The sequence below is a fragment of the Dehalogenimonas formicexedens genome (assembly GCF_001953175.1).
GTDB classification, from domain to species: domain Bacteria; phylum Chloroflexota; class Dehalococcoidia; order Dehalococcoidales; family Dehalococcoidaceae; genus Dehalogenimonas; species Dehalogenimonas formicexedens.
The window spans coordinates 1,918,385-1,937,875 of the sequence record NZ_CP018258.1 but is presented as its reverse complement, the minus strand read 5'-3'; the positions used below and the strand labels follow the sequence as shown (position 1 = coordinate 1,937,875).

General features: G+C 50.7%; 18 protein-coding genes, 3 tRNA genes, 1 other RNA gene, 1 pseudogene and 1 riboswitch. Of the genes and pseudogenes, 11 read left to right on the top strand and 12 right to left on the bottom strand.

The genetic code is table 11. The features are described from left to right. Positions 1-20 precede the first annotated feature (20 nt). A complete protein-coding gene (locus Dform_RS10135; protein ID WP_076004860.1) occupies positions 21-449 on the top strand; it encodes a hypothetical protein in 429 nt (142 codons plus the stop codon). A gap of 70 nt (positions 450-519) precedes the next feature. Beyond that, on the top strand, positions 520-912 hold the full coding sequence (locus Dform_RS10130) for an NfeD family protein (protein WP_076004859.1): 393 nt from the start codon (positions 520-522) through the stop codon (positions 910-912). Positions 913-917: 5 nt separating this feature from the next. Here the strand turns inward: Dform_RS10130 and Dform_RS10125 are convergent, their stop codons facing one another. Both Dform_RS10125 and Dform_RS10120 read right to left on the bottom strand, forming a co-directional pair. Beyond that, positions 918-1,328, bottom strand: coding sequence for a Fur family transcriptional regulator (locus Dform_RS10125; protein WP_076004858.1), 411 nt, complete (start codon positions 1,326-1,328; stop codon positions 918-920). A gap of 163 nt (positions 1,329-1,491) precedes the next feature. Further along, positions 1,492-1,633, bottom strand: a riboswitch (molybdenum cofactor riboswitch). An 84-nt stretch (positions 1,634-1,717) separates the two neighbouring features. Further along, complete coding sequence (locus Dform_RS10120; protein WP_076004857.1) at positions 1,718-2,368, bottom strand: hypothetical protein; 651 nt, start codon at positions 2,366-2,368, stop codon at positions 1,718-1,720. Positions 2,369-2,807: 439 nt separating this feature from the next. On the opposite strand from Dform_RS10120, the gene Dform_RS10115 reads away from it, so the two are divergent. Then, positions 2,808-4,010, top strand: coding sequence for an SLATT domain-containing protein (locus Dform_RS10115; RefSeq protein WP_076004856.1), 1,203 nt, complete (start codon positions 2,808-2,810; stop codon positions 4,008-4,010). A 9-nt stretch (positions 4,011-4,019) separates the two neighbouring features. Then, entirely contained in the window at positions 4,020-4,802 is a 783-nt protein-coding gene (locus Dform_RS10110; protein ID WP_076004855.1) for an SMODS domain-containing nucleotidyltransferase, read from the top strand. A gap of 168 nt (positions 4,803-4,970) precedes the next feature. Here the strand turns inward: Dform_RS10110 and Dform_RS10105 are convergent. The 5 genes from Dform_RS10105 to Dform_RS10085 all read right to left on the bottom strand — a co-directional run bounded on the left by Dform_RS10105 (position 4,971) and on the right by Dform_RS10085 (position 8,540). Continuing rightward, a tRNA-Val gene (locus Dform_RS10105) sits at positions 4,971-5,047 on the bottom strand. 137 nt (positions 5,048-5,184) lie between these two features. Continuing rightward, the gene (locus Dform_RS10100) at positions 5,185-6,990 is read right to left on the bottom strand and encodes an adenosylcobalamin-dependent ribonucleoside-diphosphate reductase (protein WP_076004854.1); all 1,806 of its coding nucleotides are present in this window, start codon (positions 6,988-6,990) and stop codon (positions 5,185-5,187) included. A 38-nt stretch (positions 6,991-7,028) separates the two neighbouring features. Then, positions 7,029-7,691 (bottom strand): Dph6-related ATP pyrophosphatase, encoded by a 663-nt coding sequence (locus Dform_RS10095; protein ID WP_076004853.1) that lies wholly within the window; start codon positions 7,689-7,691, stop codon positions 7,029-7,031. 667 nt (positions 7,692-8,358) lie between these two features. Next, a tRNA-Arg gene (locus Dform_RS10090) sits at positions 8,359-8,435 on the bottom strand. A 19-nt stretch (positions 8,436-8,454) separates the two neighbouring features. Next, a tRNA-Leu gene (locus Dform_RS10085) sits at positions 8,455-8,540 on the bottom strand. A gap of 70 nt (positions 8,541-8,610) precedes the next feature. On the opposite strand from Dform_RS10085, the gene Dform_RS10080 reads away from it, so the two are divergent. The 4 genes from Dform_RS10080 to Dform_RS10065 all read left to right on the top strand — a co-directional run bounded on the left by Dform_RS10080 (position 8,611) and on the right by Dform_RS10065 (position 10,930). Next, complete coding sequence (locus Dform_RS10080; protein ID WP_076004852.1) at positions 8,611-9,831, top strand: ArsA family ATPase; 1,221 nt, start codon at positions 8,611-8,613, stop codon at positions 9,829-9,831. Continuing rightward, complete coding sequence (locus tag Dform_RS10075) at positions 9,828-10,052, top strand: hypothetical protein (protein WP_076004851.1); 225 nt, start codon at positions 9,828-9,830, stop codon at positions 10,050-10,052. Before Dform_RS10080 ends, Dform_RS10075 begins: the two co-directional genes overlap by 4 nt. 51 nt (positions 10,053-10,103) lie before the next feature. After that, positions 10,104-10,471: RNase P RNA component class A (rnpB, locus tag Dform_RS10070), an RNA gene on the top strand. A 234-nt stretch (positions 10,472-10,705) separates the two neighbouring features. Beyond that, positions 10,706-10,930 carry a hypothetical protein gene (locus tag Dform_RS10065; protein WP_076004850.1) on the top strand — a complete coding sequence of 75 codons (225 nt, stop codon included), beginning with the start codon at positions 10,706-10,708 and terminating at the stop codon, positions 10,928-10,930. A 32-nt stretch (positions 10,931-10,962) separates the two neighbouring features. Here the strand turns inward: Dform_RS10065 and Dform_RS10060 are convergent, their stop codons facing one another. From Dform_RS10060 to Dform_RS10050, 3 genes are all read right to left on the bottom strand, one after another. Further along, complete coding sequence (locus tag Dform_RS10060; RefSeq protein ID WP_076004849.1) at positions 10,963-12,093, bottom strand: S41 family peptidase; 1,131 nt, start codon at positions 12,091-12,093, stop codon at positions 10,963-10,965. Between the two features lie 131 nt (positions 12,094-12,224). Then, on the bottom strand, positions 12,225-13,922 hold the full coding sequence (locus tag Dform_RS10055) for a cation:proton antiporter (protein WP_076004848.1): 1,698 nt from the start codon (positions 13,920-13,922) through the stop codon (positions 12,225-12,227). 80 nt (positions 13,923-14,002) lie between these two features. Next, positions 14,003-14,512, bottom strand: coding sequence for a hypothetical protein (locus tag Dform_RS10050; protein WP_145925585.1), 510 nt, complete (start codon positions 14,510-14,512; stop codon positions 14,003-14,005). Between the two features lie 649 nt (positions 14,513-15,161). Between Dform_RS10050 and Dform_RS10045 the strand changes: the two genes are divergently transcribed. Continuing rightward, a complete protein-coding gene (locus tag Dform_RS10045; RefSeq protein ID WP_076004846.1) occupies positions 15,162-15,362 on the top strand; it encodes a hypothetical protein in 201 nt (66 codons plus the stop codon). 33 nt (positions 15,363-15,395) lie between these two features. Beyond that, positions 15,396-16,712: a deoxyguanosinetriphosphate triphosphohydrolase family protein gene (locus Dform_RS10040; protein WP_076004845.1), complete on the top strand. Its 1,317-nt coding sequence runs from the start codon at positions 15,396-15,398 to the stop codon at positions 16,710-16,712. A gap of 872 nt (positions 16,713-17,584) precedes the next feature. Here the strand turns inward: Dform_RS10040 and Dform_RS10030 are convergent. After that, entirely contained in the window at positions 17,585-18,172 is a 588-nt protein-coding gene (locus Dform_RS10030) for a hypothetical protein (protein WP_076004844.1), read from the bottom strand. 22 nt (positions 18,173-18,194) lie between these two features. Further along, positions 18,195-19,088 (bottom strand): NHL repeat-containing protein, encoded by an 894-nt coding sequence (locus Dform_RS11315; protein WP_145925584.1) that lies wholly within the window; start codon positions 19,086-19,088, stop codon positions 18,195-18,197. Between the two features lie 231 nt (positions 19,089-19,319). On the opposite strand from Dform_RS11315, the pseudogene Dform_RS11870 reads away from it, so the two are divergent. Continuing rightward, positions 19,320-19,490 (top strand): annotated as a pseudogene (locus tag Dform_RS11870) (MarR family transcriptional regulator); the annotation flags it as partial. Between the last annotated feature and the right edge of the window lies 1 nt (position 19,491).

The window sequence follows — 19,491 nt, the reverse complement described above, 5'->3', positions numbered from 1 at the left end:
GTTATTGAGGAGGTAGCGGAATGAAAAAACTGATAGCAATAGTGTCACTGGTTCTGACAGTCGGCATCTTCGCGGGAGTGGCCGTCCCCCTCTACGCCGCCGACCCCGGCGGTACTGCTCCTGCGACCGCGCAAAATATCGGTAAGTTCGGACGGGCCGCCATGCTGGCCAGGTTGCTGCTCGTCCAGGACCAAGCCAAAGTCGATCAACTGCTGGCCAATGCGGTCGCCAACGGCAAACTGACCGGCGATCAGGCCGCCAGGATTGACGATTTCTGGGCCGACCATCATGCCCAGTTCACCAAAAGGGTAGTCTTGCGGAACTTGCTTCGCGTCCAGGACGAAGGCCGGCTTAACGAAATATTGAGTCAGGCGGTAACCAACGGCAGGATAACTCAGGAACAGGCCGACAGGATCACTGCCGCCTGGGAGAAAATACACAACAAATAACACTGAGGTACGTTTAAAAGAGCCCTCGAAAGAGGGCTCTTTTTTACACACTCGTTGTATAATTTGCCTTGTGAGAAAGCTGAACCCCAGGATAGTCGTCGCCATCATCGCCTCGCTTCTCGATGAGCTGCTGCTGGTGGTTGCGGTGGTGTGGATTCTGCCGAAATTCGGCATAACGGTGCCTGTCTGGCTAGTGATATTGCTGGCAGTCATGTTCTTATTCTCAGGATCCTGGGCTTTTGTGGTCGTAAAGCGAAAACCTAACTTAGGTTTCGAGAATCAGATCGGGTTAAAAGGGATCGCCGTAACCGTCATCGGCAAGAAAAAAGGGCTGGTTAGGATCGGCAGGCAGAACTGGGCGGCTAGAACCGACGGACGGGACATCGAACCGGGGATCGAAGTTGAAGTTGTTGGGCAGAACGCCCTGATTTTAACAGTCGTACCAGAATCAATTAACGATTAAAACAATCAACAAGCCGCGCACTTGGCGCACGATCCTCTGACGACGTACTTTGGCTGGTTTATCTGGAATCCGTATTTTGATTTGAGTACCCGCAGGAACGAAGACACGGATTTATCGTCGCAGGGAATAACTTTGCCGCATTTTTCGCAGATGAGGTGGTGGTGCGGGCCGTCCTTGGAGAGGTAGTAGAACCGCTGGGCATCGGATTCATAGGCGCAAATACAGCCTTCGTGTTCAAGAAAATCAACGGTGCGTTTTAGGGTGGATGGTGAGACCCGGAAATAACGTTCTCGAATACTATCAATGATCTGTTCGGCTGTCGGTGGGGCCGCGCTCTCACTGAGGTAGTTCAGCACCAGTTTACGCGGGAGTGAAAGCTTCAACCCCTTCTTTTTTAAAAGCCCGTAATTTTCCATTCTCTTGCACTCGCTTATTCAGTTTCGGGAAAACCAATTCCCCTCGCTGTTCTTTGCGAACGCAGTATGGATGTAACCCTTCGCCGGACTCGAAAAAGAGGTGGAGATCTATGAAGAAAACACAAAGAGACGCCTGGCTATGAGGCGCCTCTGAATAAGTGCTTTGCTCCCATCGTGTTCTCCTTTCCGAATTCGGGAGGCGCCGGTGTTTCCACCTTGCACCCTCGGAGCCTTTCGGCTCACCGGTCCTGGAACCATAACTTTAGCTTGTTTTAGGTTATCAGGACTCGAAGAGCTATCGCCATTTATGCGTTAGCGGCTAAATTGTAGTCCAACGGTACTAGTACTGTCAATCTGGGATCTTTCATTATTCTCGGTTCATGCACGGCTTATCGGTTTGGCGGCAAATCTCCAAGTATCGCCTCGCCCTTCACCAGCCACGACACGCCGAAGGCTACGATGGCGATCGATTCCAGCCAGAAAGTCGGATGGAGCGCGTTGATCGAATCGTTCTTTGGCAGTATTCCCCCGAGTAACATTATCAGGATGCACCCCAGGATCACCCAGCCGCAGATTCTGTAAACGATGTTGCGCTCCAGCTTGCGGGGTGTCGGCGTTTGGGTGGGATCTGTTTTTGTAAATAGGAATAACGAAAAATAGGCCAGTGTCAGAAACATGCCGGCCGCGAAGATCAGGTGAAACGTGCCGATGGTCTTTGCCAGGTCGGACGGCTGCATTTCCGGAGTCGCCGGAAAAAGGGCAACGCCGATCGAAAACATGCATGCCATGATGCCTGCCGGGCCGTCACCCTTGTACCCTCGGTATGAAAAAAGAAAAACTCCGATTGCGCACAGGCTACCGACGAATATATTGCGCATTCCGGTGTAGTAATAGGAACTGATGGAATTTTGAATGCCCGGGCTCTCAAATAACCATTTGCCGATCACCAGGACGAACGGCAATGAGATTCCGATTATACCCACGGCCTTACGCAAGGTAAGGTAGGACCGAATTAAGACGTCGTTGGATTGTTCGACCATTGGGAAATTATAACGCCAGTGAAAAGCGGCATTTCAAATTTTATTTCTGATGAAAGTTTCGGTTACAAGGAATTTTCCGGAGGCAGGGGATGGTGGGTGGAGTTGCGATTATGCAGAACCCGCAGCCACGTGGGTCGCTGCAATTCCTCGAAAAACAAACACGCCACCAAGCATTCTCTTGAGACGGGACACCAATTATCAGGTCTTATCCCGGTCAGGATTGGGCCTGGTGTTACGTCGATGAATTTTACGTCGAATAAACGACTTGTTTCCATTCAGTAAGAACCTGGATTGGCTATTGGCTTGAGTAATGGGGGAAACTATCAGATTCGAATAGTGGGTGTAAAACAATTACAAAAAGGCGGAGAGTGAACGTTCTCATTAGCTCATTATTTATTCTTCTCCAAGAAAGCTTGTCAAACTCTGATTCGAGTGTATAATGTCAAACGTGCGAAAATCATCTCTGTCCCTAACGACGGTTCTCATTATCGCACTATCAATTGTTTTTTTAATTAAGTTCTTCATCGATTATGACCAAATACAAAATTTTCCTGCACCTGCGATAGTTTTATTTATCGAACTCTCTGCAATCGTTTTATTATTCGGTAAATCCCAACAATTCAGAAATATAATAGGAGAGTCTGATTGGGAGCAGTTGTCTTGGCGTGTTACTATTTCCGCCTTCATTTTTCTGACTTTTTCAATTTATCTTATTCTGAATGACGAACTAAATACTTTTTCATCGGGGTTCTTTTTAATTGCTCCTACAATAGGGGCAATAATTTCCACAATATCATCCAACGCAAGGTTGAATCCCCAAACACAAGAAGAATTAATTAATGCATCAAAAAAACTTATTCTTTCCACAGTATTGCTTTTGATCGCGGTCCCTTCACTATATTTTATTGATAATTCAAGCCTAAATGGGATTAATCTTTATCAATTCGCTTTTGATTCCAAAGCAATAACGCGTTTCTTCTTTTTTTGGATCACAGGTACTCCCTTATTTTATGGTGGTCTATTTCTCTTTTCCTTGGGAATCATCGATCTGGTATGGGCATTTAGATATCCATTGAAAGAGACTCGAAAAATTCAAGCTACAACCGGTAATATTGCGACGCAAGGTAAACTTAAGGTGGGGAATAGAATGACACCAATAGAAGCTATCGAAAAAGAAGCCAAACGAATTGAAGAGGACGCTTTACTTTCATTTAAGGGGCATTTCAACGACGCCGCTTTTTACAATACCCTTTACTATTCTTTGGCTATACCTACTATTGTATTTGCTTCAATCGCTAGCTTTACCGCATTTGTGAGCGTGAACATTTTATCGGGAATATCTGCATTAATTGCAGCAGTATTATCTGGTACTAATATTCTGATTAATCCCATCGAAAAATCCAAGTCTCACCACGAGGCCGGAGCACAGTTGCAGGGGTTAAGAGACCGAATCAGACTATTCACAGAGGTTGATTTACGAGCAGGAATAACTGCAAAGGTGCTTACAATAAAAATCCAAGAATTCTCACAAGAAAAAAATAGCATAAATAAGTGCGCCCCAGCAATATCTAAACGAGCTTACGGAAAAGCGAAAGACGGAATTTCTAAAGGGGAGGCTTCTTATCAAGTAGACAAAAACTAGGAGGATGTTATGTCGGTTTTATCACATCTCACGGATACAGCTAGTAGTATTGTTCTCTCAGATACCGAAAAGGGAAGTATTCAAAGATCGATAAAAACTATCGAAAACCGATTAGATTCTTATTTTGGTCAAGAATTATCCCTTCATTTTACATTTGGTTCTCATACGCGAGAAACTATACTTCCTCGTAAGATCGATTCATCTTCCGATGTGGATTATATGATTGTATTTAAGGACAATTCTTATAAACCCCAAACATATCTAGATAGACTCAAAAGATTTGTTGAATACTATTATTCAACATCGGAAATATCCCAATCTTTCCCAGTGATAGCGCTCGATCTTGAACACATTAAGTTTGAACTTGTGCCAGCTATATTAGACTGGGGAATGTATAAAATACCCTCGACAAATAACTATACCGGTGAATGGATGTCAACTGACCCAATAGGGTTTAACTCTAGTCTCATACAGAAAAACGTCGACAACAACTATCAAATCAAACCCCTTATACGAATTATAAAATATTGGAACGCGCTGAATGGCGTATTTACTTCATTTCCCCTAGAAAAATATATTGTTGACAAATGGTATTTCAGTTGTAATAACGTTAAGGATTATGTTTACTCCGTATTCGAAAGTATAGAACTTAATCAAAATGCGTCTCAAACATCAAAAAACAAGTTGCAGCGCGCAAAGGATGTCATAAGCGCGACAAAACTCTACGAGAATAACAACATGCCATATACAGCAGAATCTGAAATTAAAAAAATCTTTCCTGTAATTCCCTAAAACAAGTAGGCCTCCTTTAAAACTCCAAATATCTGCCTGGTGCCATGCGTTATTTTGTTCCATGCGGGTTTACCCCGTTTGTTAGCAACTCTTTCGTAGGATACGCAAAACTGTACTAAAACAGATGCGTAATGTGTCTTTATGAAAGATTGGCTTTGCAATGAGTAGTGGTGGGCAGTACAGGATTCGAACCTGTGACACCCTGCGTGTAAAGCAGGTGCTCTAACCAGCTGAGCTAACCGCCCGCGTGAACTGTAATTGTAAACCAACCGCCGGGTGATGTAAAAGGGATTAACTCCGAGGCCGTTTTGAATTTGGGACTTTGAATTCTGAATTTGTTTCGGATTTCGTGCTTCGGATTTCGGATTTCTCGTCTGACGAGCTATGGATTGGCTTTGATGTACTCAGTAACCAGCTTGTGTGCCTTTTCGTCCGCGCACAAGGATTCAAGTTCGCGGCTGGCGTCGCGGTAAAGTGTGATGCCCTTGACCCCTTCGCGATAGCCGAACAGGAAGATATCGGCCTGTTCCTGGGGCGTCGTCGTATTCGGCACGTTGGTCATCTTGGACACCGCGCCGTCGGTGTGTCGCTGGAAAGCCGCCTGGATGCGGACGTGTGCTTCGGGGCTGATCCGGTTGGAGGTGGCGAAGACGCGCTTGACGGTGTCCGGTACCGATTCGGCTTTTTGCAGGTCGGCACAGGTGACTAGTTCTTGCAGTAGATCGCCGGAATAAAAACCCTGGTGGCGGGCGGCGGCTTCGAAATAGGGGTTGATCTCCAGCAGGTTCTCGCCGTCGAGGACGTTCCTGACGAACACCGTGGCGTAAAACGGCTCGATGCCGACATTGCATCCAGCGATGAGGCTGATGGTGCCGGTCGGGGCGACGGTGGTGCAGGAGGCATGTCGTTGGGGGCGGCCGACGGGGGCATCCCATACGCTGCCTTTCCATGCCGGGAAAACGCCGCGCTTTTTGGCCAGTTCCTCCGACGCATCGTGGGCGGTGTCGGTGATGAAAGCCATGACGTATTCGGCGATCTTGACGGCCTCGCCGGAATCGTACGGGATGCCCAGGAGTACCAGCATGTCGGCGAAACCCATGACCCCGAGGCCGATCTTGCGAGTCTTTTTGGTGACTTCTTCGATCTGCGGCAGGGGGTAATGGTTGACGTCGATGACGTTGTCGAGCAGGTTTATCGCGGTTTTGATGACGGTGCCCAGTTTTTCGTAATCGACGACGGATTTACTGCCGTCGGTTTTGACCATCTTTGCCAGGTTGATCGAGCCGAGGTTGCAGGACTCGTAGGGCAACAGCGCCTGTTCGGCGCAGCCGGTGACCGTCTCGATGGGCCCGAGGTTCGGTGTCGGGTTGCCGCGGTTGATCCTGTCGATGAACACCAGTCCCGGGTCGCCGGTCTTCCATGACTGGGCGACGATCTTCTTGAAGACCTCGACGGCGTTCAAATGGCCGGTCACCTTGCCAGTGCGCGGATTGATCAGATCGTAATCGGTGCCCTTGTCCAGGCTGTCCATGAAGGCGTCGGTGATGGCCACCGAGATGCAGAAATTGGTCAGCGCCATTGGGTCGTCTTTGGCGGCGATGAATTTCAAAATATCCGGGTGGTGCACCGAAAGCAGGCCGATGCTGCAGCCGCGGCGCACGCCTCCCTGCCGGATGACGTCAGAAGCGATTGACAGGGCGTTCAGGAAATTGACCGGTCCTCCTGCAATACCGGCTTCACCGTCGACAGAATCACCGGCCGGGCGCAATCGCGAGAACGAGAAACCGGTGCCGCCCCCGCTTTTGTGGATCAGGGCGGTGTATTTCATGGCGTCGAAAATGCCCTCGACGGAATCCTCCACCGGCAAAGCGAAGCAGGCGGCTAGCTGTCCGTTTTTCTTGCCGGCGTTCAGCAGAGTGGGGGAGTTGGGCAGGAATTCCAGGCGCGACATCACGCCGAAGAGCTCTTCTTCTTTGGCGGCGACGTCGGCCTTGGGGTCATAAATTAGTTCGGCGGCAGCCAGGGCTTTGGCCACCCGGCGAAAAAGGCCTTCGGGGGTTTCGATCACCCTCCCGCGGGAGTCTTTCCGGAGGTAGCGCTTTTCCAGCACCCGCCGGGCGTTGGGGGTGATTTCGATTTGATCGCAAGCTTGAGTGGGTAGGGTTTTTGAAGTTTGGGCTTTGGACATTGGGATTTTCTTCGGATTTCGATATTCGTGCTTCGAATTTACTCAACTTTTAGGATATTGAGGTACCAGAAGCCATCATCGAGGACCTTTTTCGATTCAACGATTTTGAGCGTCTTTTGGAACAGCGGTCCGCCCAGCACAGTGGTGTGGTAGGCTCCCGCTTCGGCTGCCCTCGAAATATTCTTTTCGCGGCGGACATTGTCCCATGCTTTCAGGAAATCAGCATCCAGCTTCCTGCCGAGCCATTCCTCACTCATAACGTTGGCGCGGGTGGTGACGACGATGGCCTCAAAGCCGCGGCTGATAAATTCTTTCAGGATGCGGTCCTTGGTCATGCCCTCCAGAGGCAGGTGGGCGCTCATTCCGGCTTCGCGGCAGACGCAGTCTATCCATTGGCGGTCCACGTCGCCGTTGCCGAATACTCCTCCGTCGACGCCTTGTGTTTTGAGTTCGTTGAGGCACCTCTTGAAATCAGCCTCATAACGAAAGCCGTTGGTCACCAACTGGATCAACGGCAGCCCGAGGGCTTTTGCCTGGGCTCGCATCAGTTCGGATGACAGGCCGTGGGTGCAAGAAGTCACACCATCCTCGTTCAGGATATTTAAAAGATGGCTCACCATCATCCCGGAGTCCTGAGCCAGGGCAAGCGACAGGCAGGAATCTTTACCGCCGCTCCAGGATGCTACAACCTGTTGACGCAAGAAGATCTCCCAAAAGAAGTTATCATCAAAAAATCCGCCGGTTAATTATGTTCACCCGCGACTAGTCAATATTAGCAAAAACTATATGCACTGACAATGAAACAGCTTCAAGCTATTGTTCTTCCATGGAAAAAAGAGGATTGGGAGGATTTGTTAACCATCCTGCAGGCCGGTTCATATTGATTCACCGCTGAACATAATAAAATATCGTACCAAAAACGACACGGGACGGTTGACAGTGCACATACGTTCTATAATAGCACTCACGACTTTCCACTTTGTCATTCTTAACGCAGTGAAGAATCTCGGTGTTCATCCTCTCACGCGCTGACGATGGCCTGTCCTGAGCCTGTCGAAGGAGGCGAGGGTTAGAGCCTGCATTGGCTAAGTGAATGCGGTGAGGGTGGAAAAACTCCGCGGTCCTGGCTTAGTCCATACCGTTCCCGAGAACGATGCCCAAGTTTGGAGGTTTAGGCGATCGGGTTACGAGCTTTGAAACCTCTGGATTTAATCCTCTCGTCCGCGGCCTCGCGGGAAAGGGTTATGGGGGCAAGGTTCAAGAAGACGAAATGAGTCGTTTCAGCCGTTTTGGCGTCTTAAAAACACATAATGGTGAGACACAATGCCCCGGCGGGAATATCGATGAAGTTCGAAAGAGGAATCAAGGTGGCGCGCTTGGCGGGGCTCGAACCCACGACCTCGGCCTTCGCAGGGCCGCGCTCTATCCAACTGAGCTACAAGCGCCCGTGAAAACCTGAACGATTGGTGCCGAAGGAGAGATTTGAACTCTCATGCCCTTACGGACACTACGCCCTGAACGTAGCGCGTCTGCCGTTCCGCCACTTCGGCGCGGTTTTGATTACAGGCAAGTGTCAATTATACTGAGCTTAGCATTCTAAAGTCAATCGGAGGGCTATCGATGAGGGTCATCCTCTTCACCGGCAAAGGAGGCGTGGGCAAGACCTCTCTCGCGGCGGCTACCGCCGTCCGCTCCGCCGACATGGGAAAACGGACCCTGGTCCTTTCGACCGATATCGCCCACAGCCTGGCGGACTCCTTGGATGTCGAACTGGCAAACGAACCCCGCGAGGTCATCCCGAACCTCTGGGGCCAGGAGACCGAGATTTATAAGACGCTGGAAACCTATTGGGGCGTTATCCAGCGCTATATATCCGCCCTGATGGCCTGGCGTGGGATGAACAGCATCGTAGCTGATGAAGTCGCCGTTCTGCCCGGGATGGAGGAACTGGCTAATCTGTTATACATCGAGCGCTACCGCCGGGAAGGCGCCTACGACGTGGTAATCGTCGATTCCGCTCCCACTGGGGAAACCCTGCGGTTGCTGTCGTTTCCGGACATGCTTCACTGGTGGATGAACCGCTTATTCCCGTTGCAGCGCAAAGTGGCCGCTGTTGTCCGGCCGGTTGTCGGCGCCCTTTCAGATATTCCGTTGCCGTCGAATTCGGTCATGGATGCCGTGGTTGAACTATACGCAGAGCTTGAGGACGTCCATAAGCTGCTCCTCGACGGGGAACAAACTTCGATAAGGCTCGTGGTCAACCCGGAAAAGATGGTCATCAAGGAGGCTCAGCGCACCTTGACCTACCTGAACCTGTTCGGTTATTCCACAGACTCAGTCATCGTTAACCGTATCCTGCCGCAGTCCGTCACCGACGATTACTTCAGCGGTTGGAAGGAGAGCCAGCGGAAATATATCGAATACATCGACGAGGCGTTCTCGCCGCTGCCGATTCTGAACATGCCGCTATTAGACCAGGAGGTAGTGGGGGTAGACATGCTCCGCCGCATGGCTGCCGCGGTCTTTGGCGAAACCGACCCAACCAGGTTCTATTACAAAGGGCATGTCCAAACGATCGACAAAGTCGAAGACGGATACGTTCTTAACCTTGAACTGCCTTTTGCCAGCAAGGAGCAGGTGTCTTTGATCCATAGCCGGGATGAATTGAATGTAAAGGTCGGTTCTTACCGGCGCACGGTCACACTGCCTCACGTCTTGATCAACCTCAAGGTTTCCGAAGCTAAAATGGATGGGCATGTACTCCGAATCCATTTCCTGCAGGAAGCAACGCCTGAAGAGATCAAGGGTAAAAAACAAAAACATCTTGGAGGAAAACCATGAACGACAGCATGTTCGAGATCTCATTCCAACCTGGAGAAGAAGTCGTCATTCGCCTGCGTCCGCCGAATCTCAAGATGATGAAGGGCGAAACCGCCCAACACCTGATCGGTGCCAAGAAGGAGATGCTCATGGCGCTGCGCAGCCTGCTGGATGAAGCCATCAACAAGACAGAAGCCGCCGCCGCCCCGGAAGAAGAAAAAACCCGGATCAAGGTTGAGTAACGCCCCTCGGCTCAATTGACATAATAACCCGTTTATAATAGAGTAGCTTGCCAAGCAGAGCGGGCAGTCGCTCCGGTTTTATCGGAGAGGAAAGTCCGAGCTCCGTCGGACGGGGTGCCGGGTAACACCCGGGAGGGGCGACCCTACGGAAAGTGCAACAGAAACACACCGCCAGCGGTCCCGACTCGTCGGGATGCGGGTAAGGGTGAAATGGCGAGTTAAGAGCTCACCGGCAGCCGGGAGACCGGCTGGCCGTGAAAACCCCACCCGGAGCAAGGCCAAATAGGGGGACAAAAAGGCGTGTCCGCGCTGTCCCCGGGTTGGCCGCATGAGCCTGCCGGTAACGGCTGGACTAGATAGATGGCTGCCGTCCCGAGAATATCGGGATACAGAACTCGGCTTACAGCTCTGCTTGGCACTTCTTTCTGATTTTTATGCCCCTTTGCCATCGTCAATACAGCCTCGACAATGTGGCAATACAACCGCCGCCAGGTGAATTGTCCAGCCTGTCACAGAGTGGTAGTAGCAAAAATATCAGGCAATCTTGCGTGGTACACTGCACATCAGCCGTGACACGGTTGCGCCGTTGCCGCTAAACCGCCCAGAATAGCCTTGAATCGGTATTGGCGGGGTCGGTTATAATACGCGCCGTTATGAGCCACCCCCACCTCCACGAATTCATCCTGTCGTGCGCCAATCGCGCCGGGAATCATTGGCCGGATCTATATGACGAGATGTGCCGGTCGGCTGCCAAAAAAAGGTTTATGGGTCTGGGATACCCTGAACTTCGGGCGCTCGGTTTAGCTCTTGACCTTGACAGCCTGGACACTACCGCGGCCTTGGTCAACACCGTTTTGGAAAACGCCGCCGCCAATTAAGCTGGAAAATATCAATACGGGTCAATGCCCGTTTAAGTTCCCTTGAGATACCCTATTCCCCAGTTGAGCAGATCATTCCCGGTGAGGTCCGAAGGAAAGTCCGGGGTGATCCCCTGGCCCTCGATCAGGTTCCCATTGGGTGTCAGCCAGCGGGCGATAGTCAGGTAGATGCCAGTCCCTCCGGGAAGTTCGAATAACTGGTCGACGCTGCCTTTCCCAAACGTTTGCGCTCCGGCGATGACCGCCCGATGGTGGTCCTGCAAAGCCCCCGAAAGAACCTCTGAACCTGACGCCGAATACCCGTCGACCAGCACGACCATCGGCAGATTCGTGGTAGTCGGCTGCTTGATCACATCGTAGGTTGTCGTTTTGCCGTCGCGGTCGCGTATCGTCAAAACCACGCCGTCGGTGATGAAATAGCTGGCGATATTGATCACAGTGGTCACCAGGCCTCCCGGGTTGCCCCGCAGGTCCAGAATGATGCCGGTGGCGCCGTTGGCGGCTATTTGCTGAAGGATGGGGAGCATGTCTTCATCGGCGTGTTCGGTGAAACTTGAGATCTGGATATAAGCGATCGTGCCTTCCATCTCCATCGTGACCGAAGGCGGGGTGATTTTTTCGCGCGCCATGGTAAACAACAGACTGGCGCCGTCCCTTTCGATTCCGAGGGTCACCGAGGTGCCGGCATCGCCCCTGACCAGGGGAGCCAATTCAGCTATCGTCATTCCTTCAGTTGATGTTCCGTCCACGGTCACTATGTGGTCACCCGGCATAATTCCCGCCCGGGCAGCCGGCGAACCGGGATACACGGTCAATACGATCACCGCGCCGTCACGGACCGCCATCTCGGCGCCGATGCCCACATATGAACCCTCGAAATTCTGCTGTAACGAAATAAACCCTTCGGCATCGAGGTAAGCGGAATAGGGGTCATCGATAAACCCCATCATTCCCCTTATGGCGGCTTCGGCCAGCGCGTTCTCGTCCACCTTGGCCTGGTCTACGTAATTACTGGTGATGGTATCCCACGCTTCGACCACCCGGTTAAGATAGGTGTCCCCGGGAGGGGCAAAAGCCGCGGTGATGTATCCCAAACCAAAAGAGGCGGACAGGAGTATTATCGAAAGAAGGCTTCCGAGAGCTACTTTCCAGCGCGTTGTCATCCCTGGTCTCCTAATGTTTCTCCAAATATATGTTACATTGGAACCTTAACAACTCACAGCGACCACCGCAGAAACCGGGTGCTTTAAAGATGGTGATCGACGCGGGCTCAAGGATCAAGAGAGCCAGAAGTTCAACTCATCGTCCCCTGACGCAGGCTGTTCAACAGGTACTGGATCTCCGTCGCTGTCAGGCCGTAGCGGTGCAAGCAATGGCGGGTAATTTCCAGGCTGGACTCGAACTCGGGTTTCACGAGTTCGTTGACCCCGATGTTAAGCAGAGCGTTGGCGTCGCGGTCCCTCTCCACCCTGGCGACGATATCCAACTTGGGATTGACTTTTCGGGCATTTTTCACCGTCAATTCGACATCGAGAAAGCTCGGGAAAGTGCAGATAAGAAGCTTGGCCTTTTCAAGGCTGGCCCGGTCGAGGATCTCCGGATTGGAGGCGTCTCCATAGATACATGGGATACCCATTTTCCGGAACTTTGTAATCACCTGGGGATCCAGATCGATGATGAGGTGAGAGATGTTACGCCGCGCGAGGACCTTGATCAATGATTCCGAAGACCGGCCGCCGCCGCAGATAACGGCATGGCCCGAAAGAGGTTGGACAACGTGCTTCCGATCCGAAGCGGCTCGTGAGCTGATTAATCTCTGGCCTACCGGGAAACGTTCCAGTTGGCGGTATGAAAAATTGGCCAGGCTCAAGGCAAATGGAGTCAGAATCATGGTGGTAATGGCCGCGCCCAGGGTCAGCGCGTAAGTTGAGTTGCTCAATATGCCGGCGGTGACGCCGACGCCGGCTAAAACGAAACTGAATTCGCCTATCTGAGTTAAACCGAACCCAGTGAAAATGGCGGTGCGGATGTTGTAGCCGAAAACCAGCGGTACGCCGCCGCAGATGATGAATTTCACCACGATTATAAAGGCGACCACGCCGATGACCAGCCCGGGATTATTGGTGATGAACGACAGGTCAGCCAGGGTGCCCAGCGAGACAAAGAACAGCGCCCCGAAGGCATCCCGGAAGGGAACGATATCGGCCAGGGCCTGGCGGGCGAAGATCGATCGGCCGATAAGCAAGCCCGCGATGAAAGCCCCGACGGCGGCGGACACGCCGAAGAATTGGGCGGTGATCGCCGCTGCCAGGGACAACGATACCACCGTGATGAGGAACAGCTCGCGCGACCGGGCTTGAGCCACTTTGTCGAGGACCTTGGGCAACAAAAACAATCCCAGGCCGGCCATGACCACGACGAACCCGACCGCCTTGGCTCCGGCGTCGAGAAGCGCCGGGGCGATTTCTGAGCCTGACTTGCCCAGGGTGGGCAGGATGATCATCAGCGGCACGAGCGAAAGGTCCTGCATGAGGAGGATTCCGGTCATGACTCTCCCGTGGACGGTATCCAGCTCACCCCGTTCGAGCAGCAATTTCAAAACTATCAGGGTCGACGACAGGGAGATGAGAAATCCGAAGAAAATCGCCTCGGGTGTGGCCCAGCCCAGGACTTTACCCAGGATGACACCTGCAGCGGCGGTCAATAATATCTGGGCGATGCCCCCCAGAACCGCCACCCGACCGATGCGCCTCAGTTCGTCGAGGGAAAACTCGAGTCCCAGGGTGAAAAGAAGCAGGATAACGCCCAGGCTGGCCAGGTTCTTGATGGCGTCGGTGTCCTGGACCAATCCCAGGCCGTGGGGACTTACCAGGATGCCGGCAACCAAATATCCAAGCAGGACCGGCAGTTTCAGGCGGTGGGCCAGGATGCCTCCGGCTACCGCGGCCACCAGCACGATGATGAGTTCAAATCCGAGGCCAAGGTTTTCCAAAGAGACAACTCCGGTGAAGCCCAGAAATGTCTCATTCTATCACGAAGCCCTTCCGGGCAGAAGCAGCGGAACCGGGAGAGCTACCCGACCAGCCGCCCTGCCAACCCGGCCAGTATCCTCGGGTCCGATCTCGGATCCGAGGCTGTGACGTAGGCGCTGGAGGGATAGCCGAGTTCGATGGTCAATACCCTCGAATCCTGACCTTTTGCCGGTTGTACAATCACCGGTCCGTTGTATGAAAGCGAGGATACCGGCGACCAAAACGCCCCGGTGTAGATTACTTCCCTGTCCACGCAAACCGCAAACTCCCGGCCGCCGACGGGCACTTCGAGTTGCGCTAACCTTTCGATGGCGGCGCTGGTGAGCGTCAACCAGTGGTGGTTTCTGTCGTAAGCTTGAATGTCGGACAGGCTTATAACCGGCGTGTCTTGGATATCGGGCGATTCCGATGGCTGCCATACGCCGGGGTTCTCCCGGACGGTCAGATAGATAGCGAAGCCTTCTCCCTTTTGACCGGTGCAACCGGAGGCGATTAAACCCGGAATCATTGCCAGCGATAATATTAAGCCCAGAATCCGTCTGAATTTCACATCATTATCTTAAACGAAATTCCAAGAAAAAAGGTACCGGCCGTAGGCAAACCTCTCGCTGCCGTCGGATCATAAAGCGGGGTTGAGGTCAAAATTGTAGATAAAGAAAGCAGGGAGAATGGTGGAGCCGGAGTATCAATAGGTAGAACCGGCCATGACTTCGAAGTGGTTTTTGGCCTTAGCCTTTAACCCGATAGTTCGAGTCGCCACAGGTGGAGTAGGAGGTATCAATGGGCAGAACGGACAGGACTTCGAGTTGCGTGTTGGTCCGGGCCTTTCCTGCTAGGCCATCAAGGTGAGCCAATCACGTTTATGATCGCGGACGTAATTGTCACTCCAATGAAAAAATCTATGACCTTATGACGCTTGCCACAGCCATGCATCAATAATGCTGAAGTTAGGAGCCACCCAAGATCGTCTGAGAGAGCTAGGGCATTCTAACATCGAGTTCAGCTTAGATACTTTCAATCATATGGCGCGGGGTTACAGGAGGCGGGCGCGGCATAACGGTTCGATGAGCTTTTTGACGGTGTAAAACATCTAAGCACGATCGGCTCTCAGATATGTACTCAAATCAGTTGTTGTAACTATCACGTGTACACCTTATAATGTGTACACGAACACACACCAATTCCATGTAGGGAGAGATATGACCGTACGAGAAATCGAAAAACAGGTCAAAGCAACCCTAAAAGAAACTCCCGCACTATCCCCAAACCAGCTTGTAAATCAGCTTGTCGAACGGGGCGTTTCTGACTCGAACGTGCGTGCCGTCACTTGGCGCCTTCTTGACGAAGGCGAGATTACCCTCGATGGACGTATGCGTCTAATTTTAGCTTCTGGGCATTAGCTACTGGCGCACCGCGTTGGACAATAACGGCTGATGCGAGACGACAGACTGCATCCTCCAAAAGGGATCCATGCCGATCAAAGGCGACCAGGCGAGCGTGATAGAGACCGAATTTTATACTCGCCCGCTCTCCGTCGATTAGGTGGGGTGTCCCAAGTTGCATCGGCCGTCGAAGGTCATATTTACCACAATAGACTCACCCACACCTATGAAGTTGCTCAGATAAGCCTCCGGCTCGCCCAGCATCTTAAAAGACAGACTTCGCCCGAAATACTTAAACAAGCAGGTGATCTTGACCCTGATGTTGCTGAGGCGGCCGCTCTAGCCCATGACCTCGGTCATCCACCGTTCGGGCACTTAGCAGAATTAGAATTACGAACCCTTCTCAAGAATCATTGCAACGTCGACAGTTTTGATGGAAACGCCCAATCCTTTCGGATTGTCACCAAGCTTGAATTCCGCCATGACAACTGTCCTGGACTAAACTTAACTCGTGCGACACTAGCTGCAATATTAAAGTATCCTATCAGGGATCTCGGTGATCCTGGCCAAAATAAATGGGGGGCTTACACAACTGAAACAAAAGACTTCGATTTTGCAAGAGCACTCCTGCCAGCGGGTGACCACGAACGTTCGATCGAAGCGGAAATCATGGACTTCTCGGATGACATCGCATACTCAGTTCACGATGTTGAAGATTTTTACAGAGCAAGACTTATCCCCATGCATTCCCTAATCTTAGATGGTGAGGAGAGATCAAGGTTAGTTGAGGGGATTGTTAAGCGTTTCCAGACTAAAAGCGAAAAACTTCCATATTCCCAATCTGAGATCGATGAGACGATACAACGGGTTTTTGCAGTGGCTTCATTAGGCAAACCGCTTACAAGACCTTATTCTGGTTCCGGAGATCAGAGATCCGCTCTAAAGGCATGGACATCCTTATTAATCGGAAGGTTTCTCGGAACGGGTATCACTGTCAAGGTACCTTCGAAATCATCGCCTCGACGCGTCGAGTTAAATCCAGAAACGACAAAAGAAATATTCGTCTTAAAGCAATTGAACTGGTATTACGTGATTGAAACCCCATCACTTCTAACACAGCAGATAGGACAACGGACCATTATCAGGACGGTTTTCAATGCTTTCATGGAAACCGGTAGAGTTGGAGGGTATCCTCTAACCTTCCCAGAAGTTTTCAGATCTCAATTGCCTGCCAGGACGGATAGCGAGCTTGCTCGGATCGTGGCTGACATGATTAGTTCAATGACTGAACAACAAATAATCGATATGTATGACCGGATAACCGGACATGGGATGGGTTCTATCGTCGACGTCGTCCTTCGCGGATGAAAGATTGCTATCCAACATAAACGGCCCACCAAAGGTGACGATACCGAGAACCGGGCGGCCTTTGTCCGGGGAGGGTCTTTTCGATAACCTTCTTGTGGCCTCAGAGGGAACACACCCTACCACGAAGTTCGGATCCGATATGCTAGCCCAGGCTGTTTAAAATATAGAACTTTTAGGACGGAGTTTGAATTAATTGTATAGGTTCGAGTCCAGCGTTGGGGATGAGACAGCACTCCCATGTTGGAATTGGCTTTCAGTATCACATCGCGATGAAGCTAAGGTGATTTGAGCCACCTATTTTCTATATGCGCATATTTTGGCTTCTCCGTGCAAACTGCGGATGTAGCAAGTTACGATATCGTTCTCGTACTTCTTTAAGCCCAATGCCCAAATGTTTTATCTTCGATTGATCATAGGATTGTGGGTTAATCCAATACTCTGACTTGTTTTCGCATATCTCAGCTAAATTGGCATCTATGTGACGTAAGGGAATCGCCGCAGCAGCCCAATACCTCGATAATTGAGCTTCAATATCTAAGTCACGTTCTTTTCCATTATCGGTAATATAGGTAGGTTTCGTTCAGAGCATATGAGATAGCCCTTAAAGCATTGTCGCGCAATTCTCTTCTATCCCGACCAAATACTTTCAGATTTCCCAGAAGAATAATCAGCCTATCAACCACGAACTCGATCATTCAGATTTGCTCCTTTGGCTGCTAAGTCTCACTTTGGTATTGTTCGTCTACCTCTTTTGCCATCATCTTCTATTCCTCAATATGTTTTTAAACGAATAAGGCGATGTGGGGGCTCTTTGCGTTGAGGGCAATACCTTTAGCACCGCTGAAATACCTGGCGAGTTCCTGGATTGGATCTCATTTAGAGCAATATAGTAATACAACGTCACGTGCAATCTTGAGACTTCTACCAATTTTTACCTGGTCAAATGCCACACTCAATGCCTTTGCGAACTGGGCATGTTTCTGTTCGATCCACGGTTGACCATTTCTATTCGTCTGATGTTGATACAACACCAACACATCTCCCTTGTATAAGTTTCCCCATACGTTTGAAAGCTCCTTCTCCAACACATGCTCGTAACTTGGTTGACCTTGAGGTTCCAAACCGGTGTCTGGATCTAGGAACAAGATACACGGGTGCTGGCTTTCACCCACACTCTTTATGATGGTTTCTTCATATAGGGCACGGTCTTCAAATCGTAAATCGAGAACTTGGATTCGTGGTTCGCCCACTAGCTTCTCAACATTTTGTATATCCCTAAAATGTTTGATTACACAGTGGGGAATGGGTTTGAATTCCCCGTCAATCTCGACGTTTTCCCATGTGGTCGAACGAAGATAGGCAACTTGAAGGATCTGTTTTACGCCGTAGTATTCCGCTAATGTGAGCAGCACTCCCCATTTCACAAGATCACGGGCATCGCCGTACCATTTTTCCCTCATGATACACTCCTGAATGGGCTCATTAATCCAATTTGCTGACGCTGTTATCGTTATTATTTGCTACCCAAATATCCGCTCCATCGAAACAAAGAGCCCGGGGATGACAGTTTCTAGACGCTATTCCGGTGACGCGATAATTTCCTAACAAAAACCCATCACTCGTGCGAATTTTGGATATGCTATTACTTTTATTATTTGCTACCCAAACGTTGGCGCCATCAAAACAGATTGCGCAAGGTCGATGCCTACCGGAACCGGCGACAGGATAGGTCCCTAACAAAGTGCCATCACTGGCCAACAGCTTTGAGACGCTATCGCTTCGATTATTTGCTACCCAAATATTGGCTCCATCAAAACAAATCGCGCAAGGTTGTTGGTTCTCAGTTCCAGCCACTGGATAATTCCCTAATAGACCACCATTGCTTGCACATAACTTGCTGAGAATATTGCTATTCACGTCTGCCACCCAGATGTTGTCGCCATCAAAACAAATTGCGCAAGGATGGCTACTATCCAAACCGGCGGAAGCTACATCGTAATGTCCTTGTAGAACACCGTCGCTCGCCTGTAGCTTGGAGACGTATTCACTTCGATAATTAACCACCCAAATATTGGTGCCGTCGAAACAAACAGCGCAAGGGTGCTTGGCATTTACGGTGTAGTTTCCCAAGAGGCTGCCATCACTGACTCGTAGCTTCGAGACACTGTTGCTACCACTGTTGGCTACCCATATATTGGTGCCATCAAAACAAATCGCGCAAGGGTGGCGACCGCTTACCTTATAATCTCCCAGGAGACTTCCATCGTCCATCCGTAACTTGCTGACGCTATTATTACCAGCGTTCGCTACCCAAATGTTATTGCCATCGAAGCAAATGGCCGAAGGATTCCTGCCTACCGGGAAACTAATACTCATTCTGATAACATTGTACCATCCAATGATCTGCGGCGGGCTGTAGGAGTTGTTAGACCCAATGATATCAAACGCGACAGTTCATGTGTCCCCGATCGGTTGGCCTCTGGCACTGGAGGTCCGTTGGTGAAGCAAGTATAATGCAATCACTAACGTTAACACAAGGATAGCTGTTATGACTACACACATTACCAACAAGCCTGATTTTGCGGGACAAGTTAGAGATATTTAAGTAAAGAGCCTGGCCTTAGTGTTAAAGAACTGGCAGAGAGACTAAAGACTAACCGGCAATATATGGCTGGAATACTTAAAGTGCTCGAAGAAAGAGGGGACGTAACTTTTCGCCAGGTTGGTCCCGCGCGTATTTACTACGTTCGCACTGGGAATCAAATGGAGTCTAGCTAAT

Coding starts and splice junctions, on each gene's coding strand:
- Dform_RS10135 (WP_076004860.1), top strand. CDS start 21: ATGAAAAAACTGATAGCAATAGTGTCACTGGTTCTGACAGTCGGCATC.
- Dform_RS10125 (WP_076004858.1), bottom strand. CDS start 1,328: ATGGAAAATTACGGGCTTTTAAAAAAGAAGGGGTTGAAGCTTTCACTC.
- Dform_RS10120 (WP_076004857.1), bottom strand. CDS start 2,368: ATGGTCGAACAATCCAACGACGTCTTAATTCGGTCCTACCTTACCTTG.
- Dform_RS10115 (WP_076004856.1), top strand. CDS start 2,808: ATGTCAAACGTGCGAAAATCATCTCTGTCCCTAACGACGGTTCTCATT.
- Dform_RS10110 (WP_076004855.1), top strand. CDS start 4,020: ATGTCGGTTTTATCACATCTCACGGATACAGCTAGTAGTATTGTTCTC.
- Dform_RS10100 (WP_076004854.1), bottom strand. CDS start 6,990: ATGTCCAAAGCCCAAACTTCAAAAACCCTACCCACTCAAGCTTGCGAT.
- Dform_RS10080 (WP_076004852.1), top strand. CDS start 8,611: ATGAGGGTCATCCTCTTCACCGGCAAAGGAGGCGTGGGCAAGACCTCT.
- Dform_RS10075 (WP_076004851.1), top strand. CDS start 9,828: ATGAACGACAGCATGTTCGAGATCTCATTCCAACCTGGAGAAGAAGTC.
- Dform_RS10065 (WP_076004850.1), top strand. CDS start 10,706: ATGAGCCACCCCCACCTCCACGAATTCATCCTGTCGTGCGCCAATCGC.
- Dform_RS10060 (WP_076004849.1), bottom strand. CDS start 12,093: ATGACAACGCGCTGGAAAGTAGCTCTCGGAAGCCTTCTTTCGATAATA.
- Dform_RS10045 (WP_076004846.1), top strand. CDS start 15,162: ATGACCGTACGAGAAATCGAAAAACAGGTCAAAGCAACCCTAAAAGAA.
- Dform_RS10040 (WP_076004845.1), top strand. CDS start 15,396: ATGCGAGACGACAGACTGCATCCTCCAAAAGGGATCCATGCCGATCAA.
- Dform_RS10030 (WP_076004844.1), bottom strand. CDS start 18,172: ATGAGGGAAAAATGGTACGGCGATGCCCGTGATCTTGTGAAATGGGGA.
- Dform_RS11315 (WP_145925584.1), bottom strand. CDS start 19,088: ATGAGTATTAGTTTCCCGGTAGGCAGGAATCCTTCGGCCATTTGCTTC.